The following is a 24,414-nucleotide window of genomic DNA, read 5'->3' as shown; positions in this document are numbered from 1 at the left end:
TACGACTGCATGCAAACTGTTTCCTGTCCCAGCTGCGGCGCGGAAGTCCGTTTCCGCTCGCACGCTTCCGTGCTCGCCGTGTGCGAGTACTGCCACAGCACCATCCTCAAGGACGCCGATACCGTCAGGGACGTGGGCAAGATGTCGGCCGTCCTGGAAGACTATTCGCCAATCCAGATCGGCACGGCCGGCATGCACGATGGCGTGCACTTCACCGTCGTCGGGCGCATCCAGCAGCGCTACAGCGCCGGCACGTGGAACGAGTGGTATCTGCTGTTCGACGACGCCAGCACGGCCTGGCTGGGCGACTCGTCCGGCCTGTACACGCTGACGCGCGAGCGCAGCACGCAAGCTACCTTACCCGTCTTTGGCGAGCTGGCGCCGGGCAAGCGCTACACGATTTGCGGCGAACCGTATACGGCGGCCGAGATCCGCAATGCCGAATGCATCGCCGGCCAGGGCGAATTGCCCTTCAAGGTGGGCGCCGGCTGGCGCATCCAGGTGGCGGACTTCCGCAACTACGCCAGCTTCGTCACGCTCGACTACACGGATGGCCCGCAACCGGTCGTCTACCAGGGCGTGGCCGTCACCCTGGACAGTTTAAAGTGCCAGCTGCTGCGCGACGACGACGCCATCGCCAAAAGCGCCGGCAAGTACCGCGGCAAACTCGATGCGCTCGACTGCCCCTCCTGTGGCAGCGGCATCCAGTATGTGCCGGGTGCGGCGGCGCAGCTGGTGTGCCCCGCCTGCCACGCGCAGCTCGACGCCAGCGGCCCGGAAGCGCAGGTGCTGGCCATCGGCAAGCAGGTGCACGACAACGCCGACATCACGCTGGAGCTGGGCGCCAGCGCGAAGATCAGCAATGTGGATTTCACGGTGATCGGCATGATGCGCCGCGCCGACGACGAGGGCAGCGAGTGGAACGAATACCTGCTGTACAACGCCCGCGCCGGCTTCTTCTGGCTGGTGGAGACGGACGAGGGCTGGTCGCGCTCGAACGTGCTGCCGAACTGGCCCAGCTGGGCGTCCTTGGACGCCGCCAGCTGCACGCTCGATGGCGCCACCTACCGCAAACTGTATGACTACGGCTCGCAGGTCGTGTATGCGGCGGGCGCCTTCAACTGGAAGGTGGCCGTCGGCGACAACACGCGCGTGTTTGAATTCGAACAGGGGCAGACCAAGCTGGCGGCGGAGCTCACCGGCGAGGAAATGACCTGGTCGCGCTCCGTGCCCGTCGCCTATGACCAGATGGCCGCCTGGTTCGGCAGCGCCTTCCATGGCGGCGACAAAGTGCAGAATATCCAGTTGAGCCATCGCGGCATCGCCAAGGTCTTCATCATCATCGTGCTGGTCTTGAATGCGATTCCCATGTTTGTCTCGTTCTCCAGCACCTTGATGTGGAGTTTGCTGGGCTGCCTGGCGCTGTTCCTGCCTGCCGCTTTTCTCGACAAGAATGCAAAGAATCCCCCATGAGTAAATACGTGATCTATGCCCTGATGGTGACCTTCAGTGTCACGGCCGCCAACTGGGTGCGCATGTTCAAGGTGGCCGGCAGCAGCAGCGGCAGCAGCTGGAGTTCGCGCACGGGCAGCGGCGGCGGCAGCTATGGCGGCGGCTCCAGCGGCGGCAGCCACAAATAAGCATGGCAGCCACACCGCATCTGCCCCTGGGCACCCACTTGCTGGCCGATTTGTCGGGCATCGCGCCGGCACGCCTGCGCGACGGCGCCGCGCTCGAGCGCCTGCTGCGCCACACTGCCATCACGGCTGGCGCGCAGGTGCTGCACAGCCATTTCCACAGCTTTGGCGCAGGCCAGGGCGTCACCGGCGTGGTGCTGCTGGCTGAATCGCACATCTCCATCCACACCTGGCCGGAATGCAGCTTTGCCGCCGTCGATATCTTCATGTGCGGCGCGGCCCGGCCGCAACTGGCGCTCGATGCCATCAAGGATGCCTTGCAGGCGGCGCACTGCCAGCTGCAATCCGTGCGGCGCGCGCCGCCTGGGCAAGCCTAGCGTCGCTGGTGGATCGCGTGGGGATCGCTTACACTGTCGGCTCATTCCCCCAACCGTGACTCCCATGCGCCGTTCCGCCCTCCTTGCCCTGCCCCTGCTGCTGCTGGTTTCCGCCTGTGACGACTACACGGCGCCCAGCCTGTACCAGGCCACCACGCCCGAGTGCAAGACGTGGACGGAGGGATCGCGTTTCGAACTGCCTCGCGGTATCAGCATCTACGCCACGCCGCCCGTCACCTTGAAGGAAGGCGGCACGGAGCTGGCGCTGATTTTTACCTTGCCCATCGGTACGCAAGCCAGTTTTACGCGCCTGTCTTTCCTGCTGGAAGAACCGCACAAGGAACCGTTCGCCGAAGCGAAGGTGCTGACCATCTATCAGCGCGGCATGAACCGCAAGGCGGAAATCGTCGACGTCATCGAAACGCTGCCCATCATGTTTTCCGCCGTGGGTTCGAGCGCCGAAACCCAGTGGCGCTTGCGCCTGCAACTGCCGCGCCAGTTGCCGCAGCGTTTTGATCTGTCCATGCCCGACATGCTCATCGCCGGCAAGCGCTACCCGGTGCGCACGTTTACCTACCGCTATTTCCCCGAGCGCAAGGCTTACGGCATGTGCAGCTGAGGTTGACGCCGGCGCGTGCCGCTGGCACACTGGTGTTTTCCATCACACAACAGGAGTAGACAACATGCGCCATTCGGATACTGCCGTGCTGTCGGCTGCCTGATCACTGTTTTTCCCCGCTAAGCCTTTTAGCCCGCAATGCCCATACGCGTGATCGCGTAGCCGACTTCCCCCTTCTTTCGTGCCAGTCATCGCGACTGGCGGTGCCTGCACGCGCAGGCTACACGTCCGCACGCGGACGACAGAATCTGGAATCACGCTACCATGATCGCATTCGATTTTGCGCAACTACGCCTTATCGGGCTGCAGCAGGCCATCGCCAGCGCAGCCACCCATCTCGACGTATCGTCCCCCGCCGCGCAGTTACTACGCGTGAGCGCCGTGCACCGCGACAGCATCGGCGTGCACGACGGCAAGCAGGAACACCCGGCGCACGTCCTGCCGCGGCTGCTGCACGCGCTGCTGGCGCAGGACACCATCCTCACGGTCGGCGACTGGATCGCCGCCGAACCCGATCTTCACGGCACGCTGTGGATAACGGCCCACTTATCCCCCGCCACGCAGATCGCCCGGCGCGGCAATGACGGCCGGCGCCAGGTACTGGCCAGCAATGTCGACACGGCCCTGCTGGTGATGGGACTCGATGGGGATTTCAATCCGCGCCGCCTGGAGCGTTATCTCGCCATCGTGCTGGCGGCGCAAGTGACGCCCGTGGTGGTGCTGAGCAAGGCCGACGTGGCCGACGACGTGGCGGGCAAGCTGGCGCTGCTGAAACAGCGCCTGCCGCCCCACGTGCCGTTGTTTGCCATCGATACGCGCCATGCGTATGACGTGGCCATCCTGGAGCCCTGGCTGGGCGCCGGCCAGACCCTGGTGCTGCTCGGCTCATCGGGCGCGGGCAAGTCCAGCCTGACCAATACCTTGTGCGCGGCGGATCAAGCGACCAATGGCGTGCGCCATGGCGACGGCCGCGGCCGGCATACGACGACGGCCCGTTCGCTGCACCTGTGCGCCGGCGGCGCCTGCATCATCGACACGCCGGGCTTGCGCAGCTGGCGCGCCGATGCCGATGCGCAGATCCTGGCCGCCACGTTTGACGACATCGCGGCGCTGGCAGCGACGTGCCAGTTCCGCGATTGCCAGCATGCCAGCGAGCCCGGTTGCGCCGTGCGCGGCGCCGTCGACGGCGACCGCCTGCGCAATTATCACAAGCTGCTGCGCGACGCCCACCGCAGCGAGGAGACGCCGCTCGAGCGCATCGCCGCGCGCGCCAAGTGGAAGACGATCTTGAAGGCGGGGCTGGAAAGGGGAAAGAACAAGCGCCGCTAGTTTTTACTGAAATCCGTTTGCTGAAAAAAAAGGCAGCCCGCAGGCTGCCTTTTTGTATTACTGCATGCGCGCAAATTAATGCTTGCGCAGCTTCTGGATCGCTGCCAGCTGCGCAATCGCGCTGGCCAGCTCGGCTTGCGCTTGCGCGTAGTCGATGCCCGAATCCTTGTTGTGGATATTTTCTTCCGCCAACTTCTTCGCTTCCAGCGCTTTCGCTTCGTCGAGGTCGTGACCGCGGATTGCGGTATCGGCCAGGACGGTCACGGTATCCGGTTGCACTTCCAGCAGGCCGCCGGCAACGAAGACGAACTCTTCTTCAGCCTGGCCGACTACCTTGATGCGGACCGCGCCCGGACGGATGCGGGTAATCAAAGGCGTGTGGCGTGGGTAGATACCCAGCTCGCCCTGTTCACCCGGCAACGCGACGAATTCTGCTTCGCCTGAAAAAATCAGTTCTTCAGCGGAAACCACGTCAACGTGAATTGTGTGTGCCATGTGTGTCCTATCGGGTTGAAGAACCCCGCCTTCTAAGGGGCGGGGTTAGGCCCAGACTTAACTTAGTTAAGTTTCTTGGCTTTTTCGATTGCTTCTTCGATCGTGCCGACCATGTAGAACGCTTGTTCCGGCAGGTGATCGAGTTCGCCCGAAGCGATCATTTTGAAGCCCTTGATCGTGTCTTTGAGCGAAACGTATTTACCAGGCGCGCCGGTAAAGACTTCAGCGACGTGGAAAGGCTGCGACAGGAAACGCTGCATCTTACGTGCACGGGCGACCAGCAGTTTGTCTTCCGGTGCCAGCTCGTCCATACCCAGAATCGCGATAATGTCGCGCAATTCCTTGTAGCGTTGCAGGGTCGTTTGCACGGCACGCGCGGTGTCATAGTGCTCTTGACCAACGATCAACGGATCGAGCTGACGCGAGGTCGAATCCAGCGGGTCCACGGCTGGGTAGATACCCAGGGAAGCGATGTCACGCGATAGCGCAACGGTCGAATCCAAGTGAGCAAACGTGGTAGCAGGCGACGGATCGGTGTAATCATCGGCTGGAACGTAGACGGCCTGGATCGAGGTGATCGAACCGGTCTTGGTCGACGTGATACGCTCTTGCAGACGGCCCATTTCTTCCGCCAGGGTCGGTTGGTAACCCACAGCCGACGGCATACGGCCCAGCAGTGCCGACACTTCGGTACCGGCCAGCGTGAAGCGGTAGATGTTGTCGACGAAGAACAGAACGTCCTTGCCTTCATCACGGAACGATTCAGCGATCGTCAGGCCGGTCAGCGCGACGCGCAGACGGTTACCTGGCGGTTCATTCATCTGACCGTAGACCATCGCGACCTTGGAGTTCTCTGGATTTTCCAGATCGACCACTTTCGCGTCAGCCATCTCGTGGTAGAAGTCGTTACCTTCACGGGTACGCTCACCCACACCGGCGAACACGGACACGCCGCTGTGCGCCTTGGCGATGTTGTTAATCAGTTCCATCATGTTCACGGTCTTGCCTACGCCAGCGCCGCCGAACAGACCAACTTTACCGCCTTTTGCAAACGGGCATACCAGGTCGATCACCTTGATGCCGGTTTCCAGCAGTTCTTGCGATGGCGACAGTTCGTCGTATGCAGGAGCGGTGCGGTGGATCGACGCGATCTGCTCGTGCGACACGGGGCCGCATTCGTCGATCGGGTTGCCCAGCACGTCCATGATGCGACCCAGGGTTGCTTTACCGACTGGCACCATGATAGGTTTGCCGGTATTTTGAATCATCATGCCGCGACGCAGGCCATCGGACGAGCCGAGTGCAATGGTACGGACAATGCCGTCGCCCAACTGCTGTTGTACTTCCAGGGTCAGTTCCGAGCCTGCCATCTTCAAGGCATCAAATACCTTAGGCATCGCGTTGCGGGGAAACTCAACGTCCACCACAGCGCCGATACACTGAACGATTTTGCCATCAGCCATGTTCGTTCCTTCAATATAGTTAAATTCGTTTAAACCGCAGCCGCACCGGCGACGATTTCGGAGAGTTCTTTGGTAATCGCAGCTTGGCGGGTCTTGTTGTAGATCAGCTTCAATTCGCCGATCACACTACCCGCGTTGTCGCTTGCAGCTTTCATCGCGACCATCCGTGCCGATTGCTCGGACGCCAGATTCTCCGCGACTGCCTGGTACACCAGCGCTTCTACATAGCGCTCCAGCAATTCGTCGATCACGCTTTGCGCGTCCGGCTCGTAGATGTAATCCCACGAGTGGGCACCCTTGTCGGCGACCATCTTGTCGGCCGTCAGGGGCAGCAACTGCTCCACGACTGGTTCCTGTTTCATCGTGTTGATGAATTTGGTGTAGCACAGGTAGACTGCATCGATCTTGCCTGCCTGGAACTCTTCGAGCATGACCTTGACAGGTCCGATCAATTTGTCCAGGTGGGGCGTATCACCGGTTTGAATGGCGTGCGCAATGATCTTGACACCGATGCGATTCAAAAAACCCAAACCCTTGTTACCGATGGCAACTGCTTCAATCCGGTTGCCAGCTGCTTCCAGCTCGCGCGACTTCGACGTCACCTGGCGCAGGATGTTGGTGTTCATGCCGCCGCACAGACCTTTGTCGGTCGTGACAACGATGAAACCCACTGCCTTCGCTTGCGTACCCTGGGCAGCTGCCAGGAACGGGTGCGTGTATTCCGGATTGGCGGTCGCCAGATTGGCGGCGATATTCCGAATCTTGTCACTGTAGGGACGGGCGGCGCGCATACGGTCCTGCGCTTTGCGCATTTTCGATGCGGCAACCATTTCCATCGCCTTGGTGATCTTCTTCGTATTCTCTACGCTTTTGATCTTGCCACGTATCTCTTTGCTTGATGCCATGAGTCCTTACTCCTTCTGCGCGTAGGGCGGCGCCTCACTCGAGGCGGGCGCCGCCTGGCCGCTTAATATGCGCCGGATTTCTTGAAATCAGCAATGGCCGCCGACAGAGTTGCTTCGCTGTCTTTGTCGAGTTGCTTGGTTTCTTCGATCTTGGCCAGCAGAGCAGCTTGCTTGGTCTTCATGTAAGCGTGGACACCAGCTTCGAACGACAGCACTTGCTTGACTGGCACGTCGTCCATGAAGCCTTTGTTCACCGAGAACAGCGATACGGCCATCAGCGAGATCGACAGTGGCGAGTATTGGGCTTGCTTGAGCAATTCCGTTACGCGGGCACCACGGTCCAGCTGCTTGCGGGTCGACTCATCCAGGTCCGAAGCGAACTGCGCAAACGCGGCCAGTTCACGGTACTGCGCCAAGTCGGTACGGATACCGCCGGACAGGTTTTTGATGACCTTGGTCTGGGCAGCGCCACCGACGCGCGATACGGAAATACCGGCGTTAATCGCAGGACGGATACCGGCGTTGAACAGCGAGGTTTCCAGGAAGATCTGACCGTCGGTAATCGAAATCACGTTGGTTGGAACGAATGCGGATACGTCGCCAGCTTGCGTTTCAATGATCGGCAGAGCCGTCAGGGAACCGGTCTTGCCTTTGACGGCGCCGTCGGTGAACTTCTCGACGTAGTCGGCATTCACGCGTGCTGCGCGTTCCAGCAGGCGGCTGTGCAGGTAGAACACGTCGCCTGGGTACGCTTCGCGACCTGGTGGACGGCGCAGCAGCAGCGAGATTTGACGGTATGCAACAGCTTGTTTGGACAGATCATCGTAGACGATCAGTGCATCTTCACCGCGGTCACGGAAGTATTCGCCCATGGCGCAACCGGAGTACGGCGAGATGTATTGCATGGCGGCCGATTCCGAAGCGGAAGCGGCGACAACGATGGTGTATTCCATCGCGCCGTGCTGTTCCAGCGAGCGCACGATGTTCTTGATCGACGAGGCTTTTTGGCCAATCGCGACGTAGATACATTTCATGCCCTGGCCTTTTTGATTGATGATCGCATCAATCGCCACAGCCGACTTGCCGGTTTGACGGTCGCCGATGATCAGTTCGCGCTGGCCGCGGCCAACCGGAACCATCGCATCGATCGACTTCAGGCCGGTTTGCATCGGTTGCGAAACGGATTCACGGGCGATCACGCCCGGCGCGATTTTTTCAATCGCGGCCGTCAGTTTCGTGTCGATGGCGCCTTTGCCGTCGATCGGCTGGCCCAGCGCGTTGACAACGCGGCCGAGCAGCTCAGGACCGACTGGCACTTCCAGAATGCGGCCGGTGCATTTCACCGTGTCGCCTTCGGAGATGTGCTCGTAGGCACCCAGAATCACGGAACCGACGGAGTCGCGTTCCAGATTCATTGCCAGGCCAAAGGTGTTGCCTGGGAATTCCAGCATCTCGCCTTGCATCACGTCCGACAAACCGTGGATGCGGCAGATACCGTCGGCGACGGAAATAACCGTGCCTTGATTACGCACTTCAGCGCCGCCGTCAAGACCTTGGATCCGGCTCTTGATCAACTCGCTGATTTCAGATGGGTTGAGTTGCATACTAACTCCTAAAAGTGTTTCTCTCAGCTTGCGCGAGGGGTAAGGGTCTGTCTTAGCTGGCCTGCCGAAGCGCGTGTCTTACGACACCAGTGCAGCGTGCAGTTGCTGCAGCTTGGCGCGCACCGAGGTATCGAGCACTTGGTCGCCAACAACCACGCGCACGCCGCCGAGCAGCGATGGATCCACTGTGACGGCAGGGTTGAGCTTACGACTGAATTTCTTTTCCAGCGTTGCGACCAGCTCGGCCGTTTGGCCTTCGCTCAGATCGAAAGCGCTCGTGATCTCGGCGTCAGCCGCACCTTCCACACTGTTTTTCAACGTATGGAATTGCGCGCCGATTTCCGGCAGCAGGCTGATGCGGCCATTTTCGATCAACATGGTGACGAAGTTTTTCACTTCTTCATTGAGCGGCGATTTCAACAACGACAGGATGGTGGCGGCGACGTCGCTTTCCGAAACTTTCGGATTGCGCGCGTACGCCTGTACCTCGGGGTGGCTACCGATCTGTGCCAGTTCGGACACCAGTTCGGACCACGCCGCGAGGTTGCTTGACTCCTTACCAGCTTGGGCTACGCGGAACAAAGCTTCCGCGTAGGGACGGGCGACGGTTGCGAGTTCTGCCATGATTACAGCTCGACAGCAAGACGCTGCAACATTTCGGCGTGAGCCGTTGGGTTGACTTCACGCTTCAGGATCTGCTCGGCACCCTTGACAGCCAGGTCAGCCACCTGAGCGCGCAATTGTTCGCGTGCTTTCGACAGTTGCTGTTCGGCGTCCGACTGGGCTTGCGCAATGATACGCGCAGCTTCAGCTTGTGCATTTTGCTTGATCTCTTCAGCAACCAGCTGCGCGCGCTTTTCAGCGTCCGCAACACGTTGCGACGCTTCTTCACGTGCACTGTTCAATGCCTCTTGCGCACGCTTTTCAGCGACAGCCATCGAAGCCTGACCTTGATCGGCCGCAGCCAATCCATCCGCGATTCGTTTGGCACGCTCATCCAGCGCGTTGTTCAGCGCTGGAAATACGAACTTCATCGAGAACCAGACCAACACCGCGAAGGTGATCATCTGGCCGATGAGCGACATATTGATGTCCATACCTTTGCTCCTAACTAAAAGTTTCTCCTAGGGTTGGAGCGAATTACTGAGCAACAGCCGTCAGAGCGGACAGGAACGGGTTAGCGAACGTGTACAGCAGAGCAACACCAACGCCGATCATCGAGATAGCATCCAGCAGACCAGCGATAACGAACAGTTTGGTTTGCAGTTGTGGCATCAGTTCTGGTTGACGTGCCGAAGCTTCCAGGAATTTGCCACCCAAGATAGCGAAGCCCAGAGCGGTGCCGATTGCGGCCAGGCCGATGATGATTGCTGCTGCCAGAACGGTCATGCTTTGTACTTGTGCGATCAGAGCTTGCATAAAATTCTCCTAAATTTAAAAACGAAAGATACTAAAAAAACAAAATATAAAGTTAATGATTAATGTTTCTCAACCGCAAGGCTCAGATACACAACCGTCAACGCCATAAACACAAAAGCTTGCAAAGTTACAATCAAGATATGGAAAATTGCCCATGGACCACCCAACGCCCACTGTGCCCACCAAGGCAACAACGCGATCAAGATGAAAATCAGTTCGCCGGCATACATATTGCCGAACAGTCGCAGCGACAGGGAGATCAGTTTTGCAACCAGCTCAACCATTTGCAGCAGGAAATTGACGGGTGCCAGGGCGATCGTGCCGATCAGACCGCTTGCATGGAATGGTGCCGTGAACAGTTCCTTGATCCAGCCGCCCAGGCCCTTGGCCTTGATCGAGAAGGCAATCACGCACAGCACCACCGACAGCGACATGGCGAAGGTGTGGTTGACGTCGGCGGTCGGCACGGCGCGCAGCTTATGCACGCCAAACCAGCTCAGGATCTTCGGCAACAGGTCAACCGGCAGGAAGTCCATCGCGTTCAACAACCAGACCCACACAAAAATAGTGATGGCCAGCGGCGCGATGACCTTGCTTTTCGCGTGGAAGGCCCCATTAATAGTGTCATTGACGATTTCCATGACCATTTCGACGAAGTTTTGCAACTTGCCAGGGACTCCAGCCGTCGCGCGGCGCGACGCCATATAGAAAACAGCCAGGAAAACAAAGCCCAGAATGGCCGAAATCCAGAACGTATCCAGATTGATCATGCCGTCGGCACTTCTCAGGTGGGCCAGATGGTGACTGATGTATTCTGTGGCGTTGGCCGGGGCAGCATGGCCCGCTTCAATAGCGTGTTCTGTGGTCATAATGAATTTAGATTTGTCGTTTCAGAGCTCAACAGGCCCCAAAACCAATGATTAAACAGCGAGCAATGAAAACCAGTATGCTAAGGTTGCCACCGCGAAACCCAAGATCAGCCATAACCAGGCGGCCGACTGAAACAACACCAGTGCCAATATAAACAGCACCGCTGTGATAAATATTTTCATCACTTCTGCGCGCAAATGCGCCCGGAATGCCTTGTTGGCGTCGCTAGAACCGCGAACGACCAGCATGGCATACACCAGGCTACCGATGACTGCGATAGCACCGCCGTATGCGGCGGACCAGCCTCTGACACTACCACCGAAAAACAGGGTGACTGTGGCAAAGCTGATAGCGATTGCTAGCTGCAATGCAACTACTTTGTAGACTGGCTTGGCAATATTTTGTTGTGAATCACTCAATTGCCAGGTTCCCAGAAAAATCTACACACGCAAAGACACGGGATTATAGTTGGCTTTGTTCTATAGAGTCAAACGTTGCTGCACCGCAGCAGGGCAATTGCTGCGTGAAACTGACGCTTTACCGACTATTCGCCGCCTTTTGCACCACTATATGGCAAAGTCGCTTGTCTGGCCGCTTCCAGCCGTGTTATCAAGGAATCACGTGGTGCATCTGGAAAGCATGGCAGGATTGTCCACCCCGCGTTCCCCCTGTCTTTGCAGCTTGCTATTTAACCACGCAAGCGGGTCAACAAACCATCGAGCACGTCAAGATCGGCAAAATCGATGACCAATTGGCCACGGCCTTTATTGCCCATCTTGAACACCACGGGCGTGGCCAGCGCATCGGACAGCTCTTCTTCCAGGCGCGCGATGTCGCCGGACTTTTCCTTTTGCCGCGGCTCGACCGGGTTGGCCGCTTCCTCGACCGTGCGGGTGACGAGCTTTTCCGTTTCGCGCACGGACAGGCGCTTGGCCACGACCTGGTTCGCCAGGGTAATCTGGCTGGCGGCATCGACGGCCAGCAGCGCGCGCGCATGGCCCATGTCGATATCGCCGGCCATCAGCATGGTTTGCACGGGACTGGCCAGGTTCATCAAACGCAACAGGTTCGACACGGCACTGCGCGAGCGTCCCAGCGCAGTGGCCGCTTGCTCATGCGTAAAACTGAAGTCGGCGATCAGGCGGTGGATGCCTTGCGCCTCTTCCAGCGGGTTCAGGTCTTCGCGCTGGATGTTCTCGATCAGCGCCATGGCGGCCGCAGCCAGGTCGTCCACGTCGCGCACCAGCACCGGCACTTCCGTCAAACCGGCCAGCTGCGAGGCGCGGAAGCGGCGTTCACCGGCGATAATTTCATATTTAATAAGTCCGCTCAGGGTGTCTTGCCCGATTGGGCGCACCAGGATCGGCTGCATCAAGCCCTGCGCCTTGATTGAGGCGGCCAGTTCATTGAGTGCGCCCTCGTCCATGCGCGTGCGCGGCTGGTACTTGCCGGCTTGCATTTGTGATACGGGCAAGTTCGACGGTTGAGTCGTGTCCGGACTGGCGAAGTCGCCGCCGCCGCCCAACAGGGCGTCGAGTCCGCGACCCAGTCCTTTTAGTTTTTTCGTAGCCATGCTGTCCTAATCGTGTTTTCAGAGTAAGCGCTTACATCAAATTGTGCAGGCGCCCGCCCCTTGTTTACATATGTTTGATGCGCTCGACCATTTCGGCGCCGAAGGCGATATACGCCTGGGCACCTTTCGAGCTGGGGTCGAAGGTCACGCCGGGCAAGCCGTACGACGGCGCTTCGGCCAGGCGCACGTTGCGCGGGATGATGGTATTGAAGACCTTGTCGCCGAAGTGCTGTTCCAGCTGCGCCGACACTTGTTGCGATAATGTCATGCGCGGATCGAACATCACGCGCAGCAAGCCGATGATCTTCAAATCCGGGTTCAGGTTCGCATGCACCTTCTTGATGGTGTTGACCAGGTCGGACAAGCCTTCCAGCGCGTAGTACTCGCACTGCATCGGGATGATCACGCCATGCGCGGCGCACAGGCCGTTCAGGGTCAGCATCGACAATGCCGGCGGGCAATCCACCAGGATGAAATCGTATTCGCCGTCGACTTCGGCCAGCGCATCCTTCAGCCGGCGTTCGCGGTTGTCGAGTTCGACCATCTCCACTTCGGCGCCGGCCAGCTCGCGGTTCGAGGGCAGCACATCGAAGCGCCCCGCTTCCGAACGCTGGCGTGCCGTCTTGACATCTGACTCGCCCAGCATGACTTCATAGGTGGACGCCTTCAGGCCGGCCTTGTTGATGCCGGCGCCCATGGTCGCATTGCCCTGCGGGTCGAGGTCGACCAGCAGCACGCGCTGGTTCAACTTGGCCAGACCGGCGGAGAGGTTGACGCTTGTTGTGGTTTTACCAACACCACCCTTTTGATTTGCTACACAAAAAATTTTGGCCATGTATCTTCTAGTTGTAAAGAGATGCAAACTTCATCGTGCGCCCCGGCATCTCGCCGAAACGGTTTATACTGTTTATTCCATTTATACGATATAAATCGTTTATATCATTTATACCGTATAAACTATTTATATGATTTATACCGTTTAATTTTTCGGCTTTTAAATTCTTGCTATAAAGACCAGATGCCGCTCTGCATTTAGCCCTGGCACCTGGATCGCTCGTAATTCCGTCACTTTCCAGTCTGCCGGCAGTCGCTCTCTCTCGTCTGGCGGTGCTACCCCTTTCAAGGCGATGAATTGCCCGCCCTCGGCCAGCACGTGGTTCGACCAGTTGACGAAGTCGGACAGGTCGGCAAAGGCGCGCGAGGTGATCACGTCGAACTTCTGCTGCACTTCCAGCTGTTCCACGCGTTTCGTGTACACGGTGACGTTGCTCAAACCGAGTTCCGCCTTCACTTGCGTCAGGAATGCCGTCTTTTTATGCACGGTGTCGATCATCGACACCTTCACATCGGGCCGCGCGATGGCCAATACCATGCCCGGCAAGCCGCCGCCGGCGCCCACGTCGAGCACGTTTTTCGCCTCCGCAAATGCCGGCACGGCAGCCAGCGAATCGAGCACGTGCAGAGTCAGCATCTGTATCGGATCGCGCACCGACGTCAGGTTGTACACGCTGTTCCATTTGGCCAGCAAGGCCAGGTAATCGAGCAGTTTTTCCGTCTGATCCGCGCTCAGGTCGAGCCCCAGCGCGGCGATGCCTTCATTCAAAATCTGGGCCAATGCGGCCCGGTCAAACTGCTTCATTCAACAACCTCGTCCTTTAAAGTGGTAGTCTGCGCGGCACCAAAACCGCGCTTTTTCAGATGCACCAGCAGCAGCGAAATCGCCGCCGGCGTCACGCCGGAAATGCGCGAAGCCTGGCCCAGGGTTTCCGGACGCTGCTTGTCGAGTTTTTGCCGCACTTCGACCGACAGCGCGCCGATATCCAGGTAATTGAAACCTTCCGGCAAGGCCAGGTTTTCATAGTGTTCGTGGCGCTCGATTTCCTTGCTCTGGCGCTCGATGTAGCCCGCATATTTGAGCTGGATTTCCACCTGTTCGCGCACGGCAGGGTCTTCCACGCCGGGGCCGGCCAGCGCCTGGCCTTCCATGCCCGTCATGCTCATCAGGGTGTCGTAGGCCACGTTCGGGCGGCGCAGCAGGTCCGCCAGCGAATACTCGCGCTCGAGGGCCTGGCCGACGATGCGTTCCGATTCGGCAGCCGCCAGGATGCGCGGGTTGACCCACGTGGAACGCAGGCGCTCGAGTTCGCGCGCCACCGCTTCGCGCTTGGTCTCGAACGCTTGCCACTGGGCGTCGCCCACGCAGCCCAGGGTGCGGCCGATTTCCGTCAGGCGCATGTCGGCATTGTCTTCGCGCAAGCTCAGGCGGTACTCGGCGCGGCTGGTGAACATGCGGTACGGCTCCTGCACGCCCTGGGTGATCAGATCGTCGACCAGCACGCCCAGGTAGGCCTCTGAGCGGCCCGGTACCCAGGCTTCCTTGTCCTGCGTCAACAAGGCCGCATTCAGGCCCGCCAGCATGCCTTGCGCGGCCGCTTCCTCGTAGCCCGTGGTGCCGTTGATCTGGCCGGCGAAGAACAGGCCGGCGACGGCCTTCGTTTCCAGCGACGCCTTCAAGCCGCGCGGGTCGAAATAATCGTATTCGATGGCGTAGCCGGGGCGCAGGATATGCGCGTTTTCCATGCCCTTCATCGATTGCACCAGGGCGATCTGCACGTCGAACGGCAGGCTGGTGGAGATGCCATTCGGATAGAACTCGTGCGTCGTCAAGCCTTCCGGCTCGAGGAAGATCTGGTGCGATTCCTTGCCCGAGAAACGGTGGATCTTGTCTTCGATCGACGGGCAATAGCGCGGGCCCACGCCTTCGATGACGCCCGTATACATGGGGCTGCGGTCCAGGCCGGCGCGGATGATGTCGTGCGTCTGGCTATTCGTGTGCGTGACCCAGCACGGCACCTGGCGCGGGTGCATGGCCGTGTTGCCCATGACGGAAAACACGGGCACGGGATCGAGGTCGCCCGGCTGTTCTTGCATCACGGAAAAGTCGATCGTGCGGCCATCAATGCGCGGCGGCGTGCCCGTTTTCAGGCGGCCTTGCGGCAGTTTCAGTTCTTTCAGGCGGGCGGACAGGGAGATGGCGGGCGGATCGCCGGCGCGGCCGGCCGAATAATTATTCAGGCCCACGTGGATCTTGCCGTCGAGGAAAGTACCGGCCGTGAGCACCACGGCACGCGCGAGAAACTTCAGGCCGATCTGCGTCACGGCGCCGACGACCCGGTCGCCTTCGACGATCAAATCGTCGACCGCTTGCTGGAACAGCCACAGGTTAGGCTGGTTTTCCAGCCGTGTACGGATGGCGGCCTTGTAAAGAATACGGTCGGCCTGGGCGCGCGTGGCGCGCACTGCCGGGCCTTTCGAGGAATTCAGGATGCGAAACTGAATGCCGGACTCGTCGGTGGCAATTGCCATCGCGCCGCCCATGGCATCGACCTCCTTGACCAGGTGGCCCTTGCCGATGCCGCCGATGGAGGGGTTGCACGACATCTGGCCCAGTGTCTCAATATTATGCGTGAGCAATAGCGTCTTCTGCCCCATGCGGGCGGAAGCGAGGGCCGCCTCGGTACCGGCGTGACCACCACCGACAACGATGACGTCGAATTCTGTAGGAAATAACATGATAAATAGGTAACAGTGCAAGTAAAAATGCGGGATGAGAGCTCCGATTATAGAGTCTTTTTGCAAGCGCAACCTTGCGCAGCGCATTTTTTGCTTAATTTTTACTCAGCAGGGGCAAGTCAACGGCGATTTCTGTTTCACGTGGAACACGCAGCGTGGTCAGGCAGTGGGCTGCGGTAGCGTGAAATGTTTGCTACAATTGCCGCATCGTCCGCCAACGCGACCACGCCAGTGGCCAGCGGGACGATCATCCAGGAGGACGGCCTCCCCCATCATGGGAACACACCGGGACGGCCCGCTCTGTATAAGGAGCCGCCATGGCCTGGATACTGTTAATGATTGCCGGCATGCTTGAAGTCGTATGGGCATATTCGATGAAACTCTCCGCGGGTTTCACCAGACTTACCCCCTCCGTGATTACCATCGTCATGATGATCGCCAGCTTCGGCTTGCTGTCGCTGGCCATGCGCACCCTGCCCCTGGGCACGGCCTACACCATCTGGACGGGCATCGGCGCCGTCGGCGCCTTCATCGTCGGCATCGTCTTTCTGGGCGAGCAAGTCAACACCATGCGCGTGTGCGCCGCCGTCCTCATCGTGTGCGGTATCGTGCTGATGAAACTGTCGTCCAGCCACTGAGAGGAATCCCCATGCTCCTCGAAAACTATTTTCCCGTCCTGCTGTTCATTCTGATCGGCATCCTCGTCGGCATCGTGCCCATGCTGCTGGGACGCGTACTCGGGCCGCACAAGCCCGATGCGCAAAAACTGTCCCCGTATGAATGCGGCTTCGAAGCGTTCGGCGATGCGCGCATGAAGTTCGACATCCGCTTCTACCTGGTCGCCATCCTGTTCATTCTGTTCGATATCGAGGTGATCTTCCTGATGCCATGGGCGGCCAACGTCAATGCACTGGGACTAGCCGGATTTTGGGCCGTCATGGGGTTTTTGGCCGTGCTGGCCATCGGCCTGGCGTATGAATGGAAACGCGGCGCGCTGGAGTGGGAGTAAGCGCCGCTTCTGGTTCCACGTGAAACAGGCACGGGGGCGAAAAGCGGAGTAAGCTGGGCTTCTGTCCTTCCTGTCAGGAGTACGCATGCCCGCCTTCCAGTTTCGCACCGTGCCGCATCTGATCGTTGAACCAGGCGCCGCCGCCCAACTGGGCGCGCATATCGCCCATCACTTCCCCACCGTACGCCGCGCCCTGCTCGTCACCGACGCCGGCTTTTTGCGCACGGGCCTGGCCGATGCCTCGCTGCACAGTTTGCAAGCGACGGGCATCGAGGCGCATGTCTTTTCCGATGTGCAAGCCGATCCGCCCGAAGCCGTCGTGCTGGCTGGCGTGGCCCAAGCCCAGATGTTTCACGTGGAACTGATTATCGGCCTCGGGGGCGGCAGTTCGCTGGACGTGGCCAAGCTGATCGCCGTGCTGGCACCGGGCCGCCAGGAACTGGCCCAGCTGTATGGCATCGGCAATGTCCACGGCCAGCGCCTGCCCCTGGTGCAATTGCCGACGACGGCCGGCACGGGCTCGGAAGTGACGCATATCGCCATCGTCACCACGGGCGCCACCAGCAAGATGGGCGTGGTCGCGCCGCAACTGTATGCGGACCTGGCCATCCTCGATGCCAGCCTGACCCTGGGCTTGCCGCCCGCCGTGACGGCCGCCACCGGCATCGATGCCATGGTGCATGCGATCGAAGCGTACACCAGCCGCCTGCTGAAAAATCCTCTGTCCGACATGCTGGCAACCCAGGCGCTGTCGCTGCTGCACGCGAATCTCGTCACCGCCTGCCGCGATGGCGCCAACTTGCCGGCCCGCCAGGCAATGCTGCTCGGTGCCATGCTGGCCGGCCAGGCATTTGCCAATGCGCCCGTGGCCGCCGTGCACGCGCTCGCCTATCCGATCGGCGGCCTGTTCCACGTGCCACATGGCCTGTCGAATGCGCTGGTGCTGCCGCACGTGCTGCGTTTTAATTTGTCCCATGCGGCGCCCCTGTATGCGCAACTGGCGACCGTCTTGCAACCCGGCATCACCGGCAGCGAGGAAGCGCGCGCCATGGCCCTGATCGACGCCCTGCAGGAGATTGCCCTGGCGACGGGCATCGTGCGCACCCTGCGCGAAGTGGGCATCGCGGCCTGCGACCTGGACCGGCTGGCCGATGAAGCCATGCTGCAAACGCGCTTGCTGGGCAACAATCCCCGGCCCGTCACGCGCGCCGATGCGCGCGCCATCTATGCTGCCGCACTGTGAGCCAGCAGACGGAATCTGCCAACCCGCCCTGCTACACTGAAGCCATGACGCCTCCCGACATCCCCATTCATCCCGACAGCACCCACTTTCCCTACGGTGCCTGTGCCGGCTGCCATGACAGCGCGCCGCTGCCGTTTGCCTTCGAGTATGCCTATCAGCCCATCGTCGACCTGGACACGCGCAGCATCTATGCGCACGAGGCACTGGTGCGTGGCCCGAACGGCGAAAGCGCGGCCAGCGTGCTGGCGCAAGTCAACGACGCCAACCGCTACCGCTTCGACCAGGCGTGCCGCGTCAAGGCCGTGGCCGGCGCAGCGCGCCTCGGCATGCAAGGCTTCCTGTCAATCAACTTCCTGCCCAACGCCGTCTACCGCCCGGAAGTGTGCATCCGCAGCACCCTGGAAGCGGCAAAACTGCATCGCTTCCCTACCGATAAAATCATCTTTGAAGTGACGGAAGGCGAACGGGTGCAGGACCGTCCCCACCTGGTCGAGATCTTCCGCGCCTACCGGCGCTTCGGTTTTCAGACGGCCATCGATGATTTCGGCGCCGGCCATGCGGGCTTGAACCTGCTGGCCGAATACCAGCCCGACATCATCAAGATCGACATGGACCTGGTGCGCGGCATCGATACGCTGGCGCCGCGCCAGGCGATCGTGCGCGCCATCGCTGGCCTGTGCCGCGAGCTCGGCATCCGCGTGCTGGCCGAGGGCATCGAGACACGCGCCGAGCGCGACTTCCTGGCCGGCTGCGGCATTTCACTGATGCAGGGCTACTGGTTTTCCAAGCCCATCTTCCAGGGATTGGGCCATATCGCCGATATGGCCTGGGAATAAAAACGGCCACGTGAAACGTGGCCGCAGGTTCCACAAATGATACTGCCTAGTTGGGAATATCGACGACAGTCCCCGTCACGCTGATGGCATTGCCGGGCGCCGGCGTTGCCGCAATCGCCGGCACGTTGACATTCGTGATCAGGGTCGACGCATCGGCGCGCGTCACCGTGCGCACCACCTGCGATGGCGGCAAGGCTTGCTTGGCGTTCAAGTGCGCATACATGGCGTCGAGTGCCCGGTTCAGGTACACGTGCAGCGGTACGATCAGGGTCGGCAAGGCGCTGCTGAAGGAATCGAAGTGGTTGGCGTTGGTCACCTCGATATAACGCAACTTGCTATTGCCCCCTTCCACGGCGGCGTTCAGGCCCAGGTAGGCGCGCGCAGCGTGGTTGACGGGAATCAAGGTATCGCTGCGGCCGTGCACGATGAGGGCCGGCTTGCCATTGAGCTTGCCAGTTGCCTGCACCTCAGCCATGCCCGCCCGCACGCGCACGCTCTGCCCCGCCAGGGTGCCCTGCAAGTTGGCGCCGCTGACGGCGTCGCGCCCCGTCGCCAGGCTGCGCAGGCACAGGAAGCCATCGAGCGACTGGTCCGCCAGGCTGCTCGATGGCGACACGCCGGCCGTGTAGACTTTGGCACCGCCCACGCTGTTCTCGTACACGACATTACCGGGGATGCCGTTTTGCGCGGCAAAGCTGGCCGCCTTTTGCGCCGAGGTGAACGGGATCGGATTGCCGCTGCCATCCGTCTGTGCAAACGTGAAACCGCACACTTTATCCGTCACAGAGAATTTTCCGTAGGCATACGCGTACGTGACGGCCACGAGGATGTTCGTGCCCGCGTGCGACGCCTGCAGCGGGTCGGAGTCAACCAGCCAGCCATACGCGCGCAAGCGCTGCTTCGCATCCGCCTGCTGCGCCGCCAGGTCGGCGCCGTTCAATAAGCCCTTGGCTACCAGCGCCGTGCAGCGTCCCGCATTGCCGGCCGTGGAAGCGATGCACGGCTGATACAGGGCGGCATAGGTGGCGTAGTCGAACAGCGCACGGCCGGGATTGGCGACGAGCGCCCCGCCCTGGCGCACGCTGTAGGCCGTGGACGGCTGCGGTTGTACCTGCGGCTCGCTGGCCGCCACGCCGCTGATCAAGCCCTTGCTATCCTGTTCCGCCGCCAGCAGAGCCGAGCCGGCGCCGTTGGAAATGCTCGAGGCGATCGTGATGGTGTTCTTCGGCGTCAGCCGTACGATGCGCGAACTGCCATCGCGGGCCAGCACGCCGTAGCGCTCGTTCAACACGTAATACGCCATCTCGACCGCCTGCAGTGTCACTTTTCCCCAATCCTTCTCGGGATTCTGCTGCGAGTGCGCATGCTTGAAGGCGACGCGGTTCGGGTAGGCGCCAGCCCAGGCCAGCCGGTCGGCATCGCTCAAGTCCGGCGCGAAGAGCGCGTTCTTGCCCGCGGCGACTCTTCCCGCGCGCACGCCATTCTGCAGGTTCACGCTGTCGTCCTCGAACACATACAGGCCCGTGCCGGAACCCTTGTCGGCATACGCCACGGCGCAGCCCTTCTTCAGACCCCATTCGCCCGAGCTGCCGATGGCGCCGTAGATGCCGCGCGAACCGCTCGACGTGCCCGTGACGATGCAGGCGCGGTCCGGGTCGAAGCTGGCCGGCACCTGCACCATCAAGGTGACATTCTTCTTGCCCGTGCCATCGTCGGCATAGGCGATGTATTCGCTGCCCGCGACCAGGCCCTCGCCACTGCCCACGTTGCCGGCGGCATCCACGTTCGGTCCGTACAGGGTGCCATAGCCGCTGTTGGCGGCGATGTCGAGCACGGCGCGGTAGTTGGCGTAAATCGCATTGCGGCGCAGTTCGACCGGCGTCGGCTGTTCGGCATTCGCATACAAGGGCGTGGCGCCCGCCAGCCCCGTCTTGCCCAGGCCGGCCGTCAGCAAATCGTTCGTCTTGCCGTCGTAGTCGGCGCGCGCAATCGTCCCCAGGTAGCCGGGCATCTGGTTCAGTTCTTCCGGCGCATGGTTGCTGCCGCAGCCTGCCAATGCCAGCAGGGTGCACAGGCTCATGCCGGTGCCCGCGCGCGTGATCGTCATTTGCATGGTGGTTCTCTCCGTTGAAGTAACAGTGGACGCACAATGAAAAACGCCGGACGATCCGTCCGGCGTTGCTTGAAAATCAGACAGCTGCTTTGGCCGCCCTGCCGCCGAAGCGCGCGATGGCTTCGCCGACGATGCCGCGCCGGAACAGCAGCACGCAGATGACGAAGATCACGCCCGTGACCATGCCCACCGATTCGCCCAGGGTGCCGAACCACTCGATGCCCGTGTGCGTGGCCAGGTAGGTGCCGACATCGCCCAGCTTGTTTTCCAGCGCGATGATCAGCACGGCGCCGAGGATGGGGCCGGACAAGGTACCCATGCCGCCCACCAGGGTCATCAGCACGACCAGGCCCGACATGCCCCAGTACACGTCGGTCAAGGTCTCAAAGCCCAGCACCAGGGTCTTGGTGGCGCCGGCCAGGGCGGCGAGCGAAGCCGACAGGACGATGGCCATCAGCTTGTACTTGTTGACGTCGTAGCCCAGCGAGATGGCGCGCGGTTCGTTTTCCTTGATCGCCTTGAGCACCTGGCCGAACGGCGAATGGATGGTGCGCACGATCAGGGCGAAGCCGGCGACAAAAATGGCCAGCACGACGTAGTACAACACCGTGTCATTGCCCAGGTCTATCGTGCCCAGCAAGGTTCCACGTGGAACACCCTGCAAGCCATCCTCGCCGCCCGTGAACGGCAAACGCAAGGCCAGGAAGTACACCATCTGCGCCAGCGCCAGCGTGATCATCGTAAAGTAGATGCCCTGGCGGCGGATCGCCAGCCCGCCGATCACCAGACCCAGCAAGGCGCCCGTGGCGACGCCGGCCAGCAAGCCCAGTTCCGTCGGCCAGCCCCAGGTGCGCAGCGCGTAGCCGGTGACATAGCCGGCGCCGCCGAAGAAGGCCGCATGGCCGAACGACAGCAAACCGGTGTAGCCGATCAGCAAATTAAAAGCACAGGCAAACAGGGCAAAGCACAGCAACTTCATCAGGAAGACGGGATAGCCGTAAAACGGGGCCGCCAGTGCCAGCAGCAGGGCAATGGCGTAGCCTACATTCTTATTCATCGTGGTAGCTCCAATACATGACTGATGAGGATTACTTTTCTTTGCCGAACAGGCCGGCGGGACGCAGCAGCAGCACGATGACCATCACCACGAACACCACGGTGGCCGAGCCTTCCGGGTAGAACACGCGGGTCAGGCCCTCGATCACGCCCAGGCCCAGGCCCGTCAGGATGGAGCCCATGATGGAACCCATGCCGCCGATCACCACCACGGCAAACACGACGATGATCAGGTTCGAGCCCATCAGTGGCGAGACCTGGATGATCGGGGCGGCCAGCACGCCGGCAAAACCGGCCAGCGCCACGCCGAAGCCGAAGGTCAAGGTCACCATCAGCGGCACGTTGATGCCGAACGCTTCCACCAGTTTCGGGTTTTCCGTGCCGGCCCGCAGGTAGGCCCCTAATTTGGTTTTTTCGATGACGAACCAGGTGGCCAGGCAGACGGAGAGCGAAGCGATGACCACCCAGGCGCGGTAGTTCGGCAAGATCATGAAACCCAGGTCCGTCGCGCCGGCCAGCGCTTCGGGCACGGCATACGGCTGGCCCGAGACGCCATAAAAGGAGCGAAACACGCCTTCCATGATCAGGGTAATGCCAAAGGTCAGCAGCAAGCCATACAGGTGGTCGAGTTTATACAGCCAGCGCAGCATGGTCTTTTCGATCAGGATGCCGACCAGGCCGACGAGGATCGGGGCAATGACCAGCATGGCCCAGTAACTGATGTCGAAATAGCTGAGGCCCATCCAGGCCAGGAAGGCGCCCATCATGTACATGGCGCCGTGCGAGAAATTAATAACGTTGAGCAAGCCGAAGATGACGGCCAGACCGAGGGACAACATGGCATAGAACGAGCCGTTGACAAGACCCAGCAGCAACTGGCTCATCATCGCTTGTATTGGAACGCCGAAAATTTCCATGGCATCACAGTATAAAAAGCACCGCCGGATAGCGGTGTGGTATCAAGGGAAACGCGCCACCGCAAACAAGTGCGGCGGCGCAAGGTGAACCCTGCGGGCGAAGCGTGCAGGACGAACCGCCCGCGCACAAGCGGGCGTTTCGCGGGTGTGGCTACAGCATTACTTCCACAACGAACACTTCGATTCAGCCTTGGTCACATACGCTTGCGCACCGGGCACGGTGGCGACCACCTTGTAGTAATCCCATGGATATTTCGATTCGGACGGTTTTTTGACTTCCATCAGATACATGTCGTGCACCATGCGGCCATCGGGACGCACTTCGCCATTCTGGGTGAACATGTCGTTGATCTTGGTCTTCTTCAGGTACGCCATGACTTTCTCGGTGTCATCCGTGCCGATCGCCTTGACGGCTTTCAGGTAGTTCGCTGCGGCCGAGTAATCGGCTGCCTGCAGCATCGACGGTTCCTTCTTCATCTTGGCGAAATAGCGTTTCGACCAGGCGCGCGTGTCCGCATTCAAGTCCCAGTACCAGCCATCGGTCAGGTACATGCCCTGCGTCAGGTTCAAGCCCAGCGAATGGATGTCGTTGATGAAGATCAACAAGCCGGCCAGTTTCATCGACTTCGTCAGGCCGAACTCGTTGGCCGCCTTGATGCTGTTGATGGCGTCGCCACCGGCATTGGCCAGGCCCAGGATTTGCGGCTTGGCCGCTTGCGCCTGCAGCAGGAAGGACGAGAAATCCGAGGCGCCCAGCGGATGCTTGACGCTGCCCAGCACCTTGCCGCCGGCCGCCTTGACGACTTCGGCCGTGTCCTTTTCCAGCGAGTGGCCAAATGCATAGTCGGCCGTCATGAAATACCAGTTCTTGCCGCCCTGCTTGACGATGGTGCCGCCCGTGCCGCGCGCCAGTGCCACCGTGTCGTAGGCGTAATGCACGGTGTACGGCGTGCACTCTTCATTCGTCAGGCGCGAGGAGCCGGCGCCGATGGCAATAAAAATTTTCTTCTTTTCCGCCGCGACCTTGGCCATGGCCAGGCTGGCGCCGGAATTGGTGCCGCCGATCAGCATGTCGACGCCCTGCTGGTCGAACCATTCGCGCGCCTTCGAGGCGGCGATGTCGGCCTTGTTTTGATGGTCGGCGGAAATGAATTCCACCTTCTTGCCGGCCAGTACCACGCCGGCATCGGCGATCGCCATCTTGATGGCTTCCGCGCCACCGAGGCCGTCGACGTCGGAATACACGCCCGACATGTCGGAAATAAAACCGATCTTGATGGTGTCGCCCGATACCTGGGCATGCGCGGCAGCGGAAAAGCCCAGTGCGCAAAGAGTGGCGGTGGCAATGGCGATAGCGTTACGTTTCATAGTGTCTC

The 24,414-nt window shown here is 60.6% G+C and carries 26 protein-coding genes; 9 read left to right on the top strand and 17 right to left on the bottom strand.

Annotated elements, in window-relative coordinates; genetic code table 11:
* The first annotated feature begins 9 nt into the window (after positions 1 to 9).
* The 5 genes from IGS61_RS13920 (at position 10) to rsgA (ending at position 3,962) form a co-directional block, all read left to right on the top strand.
* Positions 10 to 1,473, top strand: coding sequence for a DUF4178 domain-containing protein (locus IGS61_RS13920; RefSeq protein WP_230540120.1), 1,464 nt, complete (start codon positions 10 to 12; stop codon positions 1,471 to 1,473).
* Positions 1,470 to 1,640, top strand: coding sequence for a hypothetical protein (locus IGS61_RS13915; protein WP_157814714.1), 171 nt, complete (start codon positions 1,470 to 1,472; stop codon positions 1,638 to 1,640). Before IGS61_RS13920 ends, IGS61_RS13915 begins: the two co-directional genes overlap by 4 nt.
* A gap of 2 nt (positions 1,641 to 1,642) precedes the next feature.
* Positions 1,643 to 2,014: an adenosylmethionine decarboxylase gene (speD, locus tag IGS61_RS13910; RefSeq protein ID WP_230540119.1), complete on the top strand. Its 372-nt coding sequence runs from the start codon at positions 1,643 to 1,645 to the stop codon at positions 2,012 to 2,014.
* A 64-nt stretch (positions 2,015 to 2,078) separates the two neighbouring features.
* Positions 2,079 to 2,633: a hypothetical protein gene (locus tag IGS61_RS13905; protein ID WP_230540118.1), complete on the top strand. Its 555-nt coding sequence runs from the start codon at positions 2,079 to 2,081 to the stop codon at positions 2,631 to 2,633.
* A gap of 264 nt (positions 2,634 to 2,897) precedes the next feature.
* On the top strand, positions 2,898 to 3,962 hold the full coding sequence (rsgA, locus tag IGS61_RS13900; protein ID WP_230540117.1) for a ribosome small subunit-dependent GTPase A: 1,065 nt from the start codon (positions 2,898 to 2,900) through the stop codon (positions 3,960 to 3,962).
* Positions 3,963 to 4,037: 75 nt separating this feature from the next.
* Here rsgA and IGS61_RS13895 read toward each other — a convergent pair whose 3' ends face one another.
* The 13 genes from IGS61_RS13895 to mnmG form a co-directional block, all read right to left on the bottom strand.
* On the bottom strand, positions 4,038 to 4,457 hold the full coding sequence (locus tag IGS61_RS13895) for a F0F1 ATP synthase subunit epsilon (protein WP_065307860.1): 420 nt from the start codon (positions 4,455 to 4,457) through the stop codon (positions 4,038 to 4,040).
* 62 nt (positions 4,458 to 4,519) lie between these two features.
* Complete coding sequence (gene atpD, locus IGS61_RS13890; protein WP_034752705.1) at positions 4,520 to 5,920, bottom strand: F0F1 ATP synthase subunit beta; 1,401 nt, start codon at positions 5,918 to 5,920, stop codon at positions 4,520 to 4,522.
* Between the two features lie 29 nt (positions 5,921 to 5,949).
* Entirely contained in the window at positions 5,950 to 6,825 is an 876-nt protein-coding gene (gene atpG / locus IGS61_RS13885) for a F0F1 ATP synthase subunit gamma (RefSeq protein WP_230540116.1), read from the bottom strand.
* Positions 6,826 to 6,887: 62 nt separating this feature from the next.
* The gene (gene atpA, locus IGS61_RS13880) at positions 6,888 to 8,429 is read right to left on the bottom strand and encodes a F0F1 ATP synthase subunit alpha (protein ID WP_077398373.1); all 1,542 of its coding nucleotides are present in this window, start codon (positions 8,427 to 8,429) and stop codon (positions 6,888 to 6,890) included.
* Between the two features lie 78 nt (positions 8,430 to 8,507).
* Positions 8,508 to 9,053: a F0F1 ATP synthase subunit delta gene (locus IGS61_RS13875; RefSeq protein ID WP_076564768.1), complete on the bottom strand. Its 546-nt coding sequence runs from the start codon at positions 9,051 to 9,053 to the stop codon at positions 8,508 to 8,510.
* A gap of 2 nt (positions 9,054 to 9,055) precedes the next feature.
* The gene (locus IGS61_RS13870) at positions 9,056 to 9,526 is read right to left on the bottom strand and encodes a F0F1 ATP synthase subunit B (protein ID WP_071325906.1); all 471 of its coding nucleotides are present in this window, start codon (positions 9,524 to 9,526) and stop codon (positions 9,056 to 9,058) included.
* Positions 9,527 to 9,569: 43 nt separating this feature from the next.
* Positions 9,570 to 9,848, bottom strand: a complete 279-nt coding sequence (gene atpE, locus IGS61_RS13865; protein ID WP_034752695.1) for a F0F1 ATP synthase subunit C — start codon at positions 9,846 to 9,848, stop codon at positions 9,570 to 9,572.
* 59 nt (positions 9,849 to 9,907) lie between these two features.
* Positions 9,908 to 10,717 carry a F0F1 ATP synthase subunit A gene (atpB, locus tag IGS61_RS13860; protein WP_046681851.1) on the bottom strand — a complete coding sequence of 270 codons (810 nt, stop codon included), beginning with the start codon at positions 10,715 to 10,717 and terminating at the stop codon, positions 9,908 to 9,910.
* Positions 10,718 to 10,768: 51 nt separating this feature from the next.
* Complete coding sequence (locus tag IGS61_RS13855) at positions 10,769 to 11,137, bottom strand: ATP synthase subunit I (protein WP_230540115.1); 369 nt, start codon at positions 11,135 to 11,137, stop codon at positions 10,769 to 10,771.
* A gap of 269 nt (positions 11,138 to 11,406) precedes the next feature.
* Positions 11,407 to 12,291 carry a ParB/RepB/Spo0J family partition protein gene (locus IGS61_RS13850; protein WP_230540114.1) on the bottom strand — a complete coding sequence of 295 codons (885 nt, stop codon included), beginning with the start codon at positions 12,289 to 12,291 and terminating at the stop codon, positions 11,407 to 11,409.
* A gap of 64 nt (positions 12,292 to 12,355) precedes the next feature.
* Entirely contained in the window at positions 12,356 to 13,126 is a 771-nt protein-coding gene (locus tag IGS61_RS13845; protein WP_034752687.1) for a ParA family protein, read from the bottom strand.
* A 159-nt stretch (positions 13,127 to 13,285) separates the two neighbouring features.
* Complete coding sequence (gene rsmG, locus IGS61_RS13840) at positions 13,286 to 13,930, bottom strand: 16S rRNA (guanine(527)-N(7))-methyltransferase RsmG (RefSeq protein ID WP_230540113.1); 645 nt, start codon at positions 13,928 to 13,930, stop codon at positions 13,286 to 13,288.
* A complete protein-coding gene (gene mnmG / locus IGS61_RS13835; RefSeq protein ID WP_230540112.1) occupies positions 13,927 to 15,864 on the bottom strand; it encodes a tRNA uridine-5-carboxymethylaminomethyl(34) synthesis enzyme MnmG in 1,938 nt (645 codons plus the stop codon). Before mnmG ends, rsmG begins: the two co-directional genes overlap by 4 nt.
* A gap of 317 nt (positions 15,865 to 16,181) precedes the next feature.
* Here mnmG and sugE point away from each other — a divergent pair, with 317 nt between their 5' ends.
* The 4 genes from sugE to IGS61_RS13815 all read left to right on the top strand — a co-directional run bounded on the left by sugE (position 16,182) and on the right by IGS61_RS13815 (position 18,952).
* The gene (sugE, locus tag IGS61_RS13830) at positions 16,182 to 16,502 is read left to right on the top strand and encodes a quaternary ammonium compound efflux SMR transporter SugE (protein ID WP_230540111.1); all 321 of its coding nucleotides are present in this window, start codon (positions 16,182 to 16,184) and stop codon (positions 16,500 to 16,502) included.
* 11 nt (positions 16,503 to 16,513) lie between these two features.
* Complete coding sequence (locus IGS61_RS13825) at positions 16,514 to 16,873, top strand: NADH-quinone oxidoreductase subunit A (protein WP_230540110.1); 360 nt, start codon at positions 16,514 to 16,516, stop codon at positions 16,871 to 16,873.
* 85 nt (positions 16,874 to 16,958) lie between these two features.
* Entirely contained in the window at positions 16,959 to 18,116 is a 1,158-nt protein-coding gene (locus IGS61_RS13820; RefSeq protein ID WP_230540109.1) for an iron-containing alcohol dehydrogenase, read from the top strand.
* 44 nt (positions 18,117 to 18,160) lie between these two features.
* Positions 18,161 to 18,952, top strand: a complete 792-nt coding sequence (locus IGS61_RS13815) for an EAL domain-containing protein (protein ID WP_230540108.1) — start codon at positions 18,161 to 18,163, stop codon at positions 18,950 to 18,952.
* Between the two features lie 46 nt (positions 18,953 to 18,998).
* On the opposite strand, the gene IGS61_RS13810 is transcribed toward IGS61_RS13815, so the two are convergent.
* From IGS61_RS13810 to IGS61_RS13795, 4 genes are all read right to left on the bottom strand, one after another.
* On the bottom strand, positions 18,999 to 21,059 hold the full coding sequence (locus IGS61_RS13810; protein WP_442908070.1) for a 3-hydroxybutyrate oligomer hydrolase family protein: 2,061 nt from the start codon (positions 21,057 to 21,059) through the stop codon (positions 18,999 to 19,001).
* An 82-nt stretch (positions 21,060 to 21,141) separates the two neighbouring features.
* Positions 21,142 to 22,122 carry a branched-chain amino acid ABC transporter permease gene (locus IGS61_RS13805; protein WP_230540106.1) on the bottom strand — a complete coding sequence of 327 codons (981 nt, stop codon included), beginning with the start codon at positions 22,120 to 22,122 and terminating at the stop codon, positions 21,142 to 21,144.
* A 31-nt stretch (positions 22,123 to 22,153) separates the two neighbouring features.
* Positions 22,154 to 23,038: a branched-chain amino acid ABC transporter permease gene (locus IGS61_RS13800; protein WP_230540105.1), complete on the bottom strand. Its 885-nt coding sequence runs from the start codon at positions 23,036 to 23,038 to the stop codon at positions 22,154 to 22,156.
* A 159-nt stretch (positions 23,039 to 23,197) separates the two neighbouring features.
* Positions 23,198 to 24,406, bottom strand: coding sequence for an ABC transporter substrate-binding protein (locus tag IGS61_RS13795; RefSeq protein WP_230540104.1), 1,209 nt, complete (start codon positions 24,404 to 24,406; stop codon positions 23,198 to 23,200).
* Between the last annotated feature and the right edge of the window lie 8 nt (positions 24,407 to 24,414).

The organism is Janthinobacterium sp. FW305-129 (assembly GCF_020858115.1).
Lineage (GTDB): Bacteria > Pseudomonadota > Gammaproteobacteria > Burkholderiales > Burkholderiaceae_D > Janthinobacterium.
Note: the sequence above shows the minus strand (reverse complement) of the source record. Positions and strands in the feature narration are given on the sequence as shown.

Coding starts and splice junctions, on each gene's coding strand:
- atpD (WP_034752705.1), bottom strand. CDS start 5,920: ATGGCTGATGGCAAAATCGTTCAGTGTATCGGCGCTGTGGTGGACGTT.
- speD (WP_230540119.1), top strand. CDS start 1,643: ATGGCAGCCACACCGCATCTGCCCCTGGGCACCCACTTGCTGGCCGAT.
- IGS61_RS13810 (WP_442908070.1), bottom strand. CDS start 21,059: ATGACGATCACGCGCGCGGGCACCGGCATGAGCCTGTGCACCCTGCTG.
- mnmG (WP_230540112.1), bottom strand. CDS start 15,864: ATGTTATTTCCTACAGAATTCGACGTCATCGTTGTCGGTGGTGGTCAC.
- atpG (WP_230540116.1), bottom strand. CDS start 6,825: ATGGCATCAAGCAAAGAGATACGTGGCAAGATCAAAAGCGTAGAGAAT.
- rsgA (WP_230540117.1), top strand. CDS start 2,898: ATGATCGCATTCGATTTTGCGCAACTACGCCTTATCGGGCTGCAGCAG.
- IGS61_RS13845 (WP_034752687.1), bottom strand. CDS start 13,126: ATGGCCAAAATTTTTTGTGTAGCAAATCAAAAGGGTGGTGTTGGTAAA.
- IGS61_RS13920 (WP_230540120.1), top strand. CDS start 10: ATGCAAACTGTTTCCTGTCCCAGCTGCGGCGCGGAAGTCCGTTTCCGC.
- atpE (WP_034752695.1), bottom strand. CDS start 9,848: ATGCAAGCTCTGATCGCACAAGTACAAAGCATGACCGTTCTGGCAGCA.
- atpA (WP_077398373.1), bottom strand. CDS start 8,429: ATGCAACTCAACCCATCTGAAATCAGCGAGTTGATCAAGAGCCGGATC.
- IGS61_RS13850 (WP_230540114.1), bottom strand. CDS start 12,291: ATGGCTACGAAAAAACTAAAAGGACTGGGTCGCGGACTCGACGCCCTG.
- IGS61_RS13915 (WP_157814714.1), top strand. CDS start 1,470: ATGAGTAAATACGTGATCTATGCCCTGATGGTGACCTTCAGTGTCACG.
- atpB (WP_046681851.1), bottom strand. CDS start 10,717: ATGACCACAGAACACGCTATTGAAGCGGGCCATGCTGCCCCGGCCAAC.
- IGS61_RS13800 (WP_230540105.1), bottom strand. CDS start 23,038: ATGGAAATTTTCGGCGTTCCAATACAAGCGATGATGAGCCAGTTGCTG.
- IGS61_RS13805 (WP_230540106.1), bottom strand. CDS start 22,122: ATGAATAAGAATGTAGGCTACGCCATTGCCCTGCTGCTGGCACTGGCG.
- IGS61_RS13815 (WP_230540108.1), top strand. CDS start 18,161: ATGACGCCTCCCGACATCCCCATTCATCCCGACAGCACCCACTTTCCC.
- IGS61_RS13795 (WP_230540104.1), bottom strand. CDS start 24,406: ATGAAACGTAACGCTATCGCCATTGCCACCGCCACTCTTTGCGCACTG.
- IGS61_RS13875 (WP_076564768.1), bottom strand. CDS start 9,053: ATGGCAGAACTCGCAACCGTCGCCCGTCCCTACGCGGAAGCTTTGTTC.
- rsmG (WP_230540113.1), bottom strand. CDS start 13,930: ATGAAGCAGTTTGACCGGGCCGCATTGGCCCAGATTTTGAATGAAGGC.
- IGS61_RS13870 (WP_071325906.1), bottom strand. CDS start 9,526: ATGGACATCAATATGTCGCTCATCGGCCAGATGATCACCTTCGCGGTG.
- IGS61_RS13895 (WP_065307860.1), bottom strand. CDS start 4,457: ATGGCACACACAATTCACGTTGACGTGGTTTCCGCTGAAGAACTGATT.
- sugE (WP_230540111.1), top strand. CDS start 16,182: ATGGCCTGGATACTGTTAATGATTGCCGGCATGCTTGAAGTCGTATGG.
- IGS61_RS13820 (WP_230540109.1), top strand. CDS start 16,959: ATGCCCGCCTTCCAGTTTCGCACCGTGCCGCATCTGATCGTTGAACCA.
- IGS61_RS13905 (WP_230540118.1), top strand. CDS start 2,079: ATGCGCCGTTCCGCCCTCCTTGCCCTGCCCCTGCTGCTGCTGGTTTCC.
- IGS61_RS13825 (WP_230540110.1), top strand. CDS start 16,514: ATGCTCCTCGAAAACTATTTTCCCGTCCTGCTGTTCATTCTGATCGGC.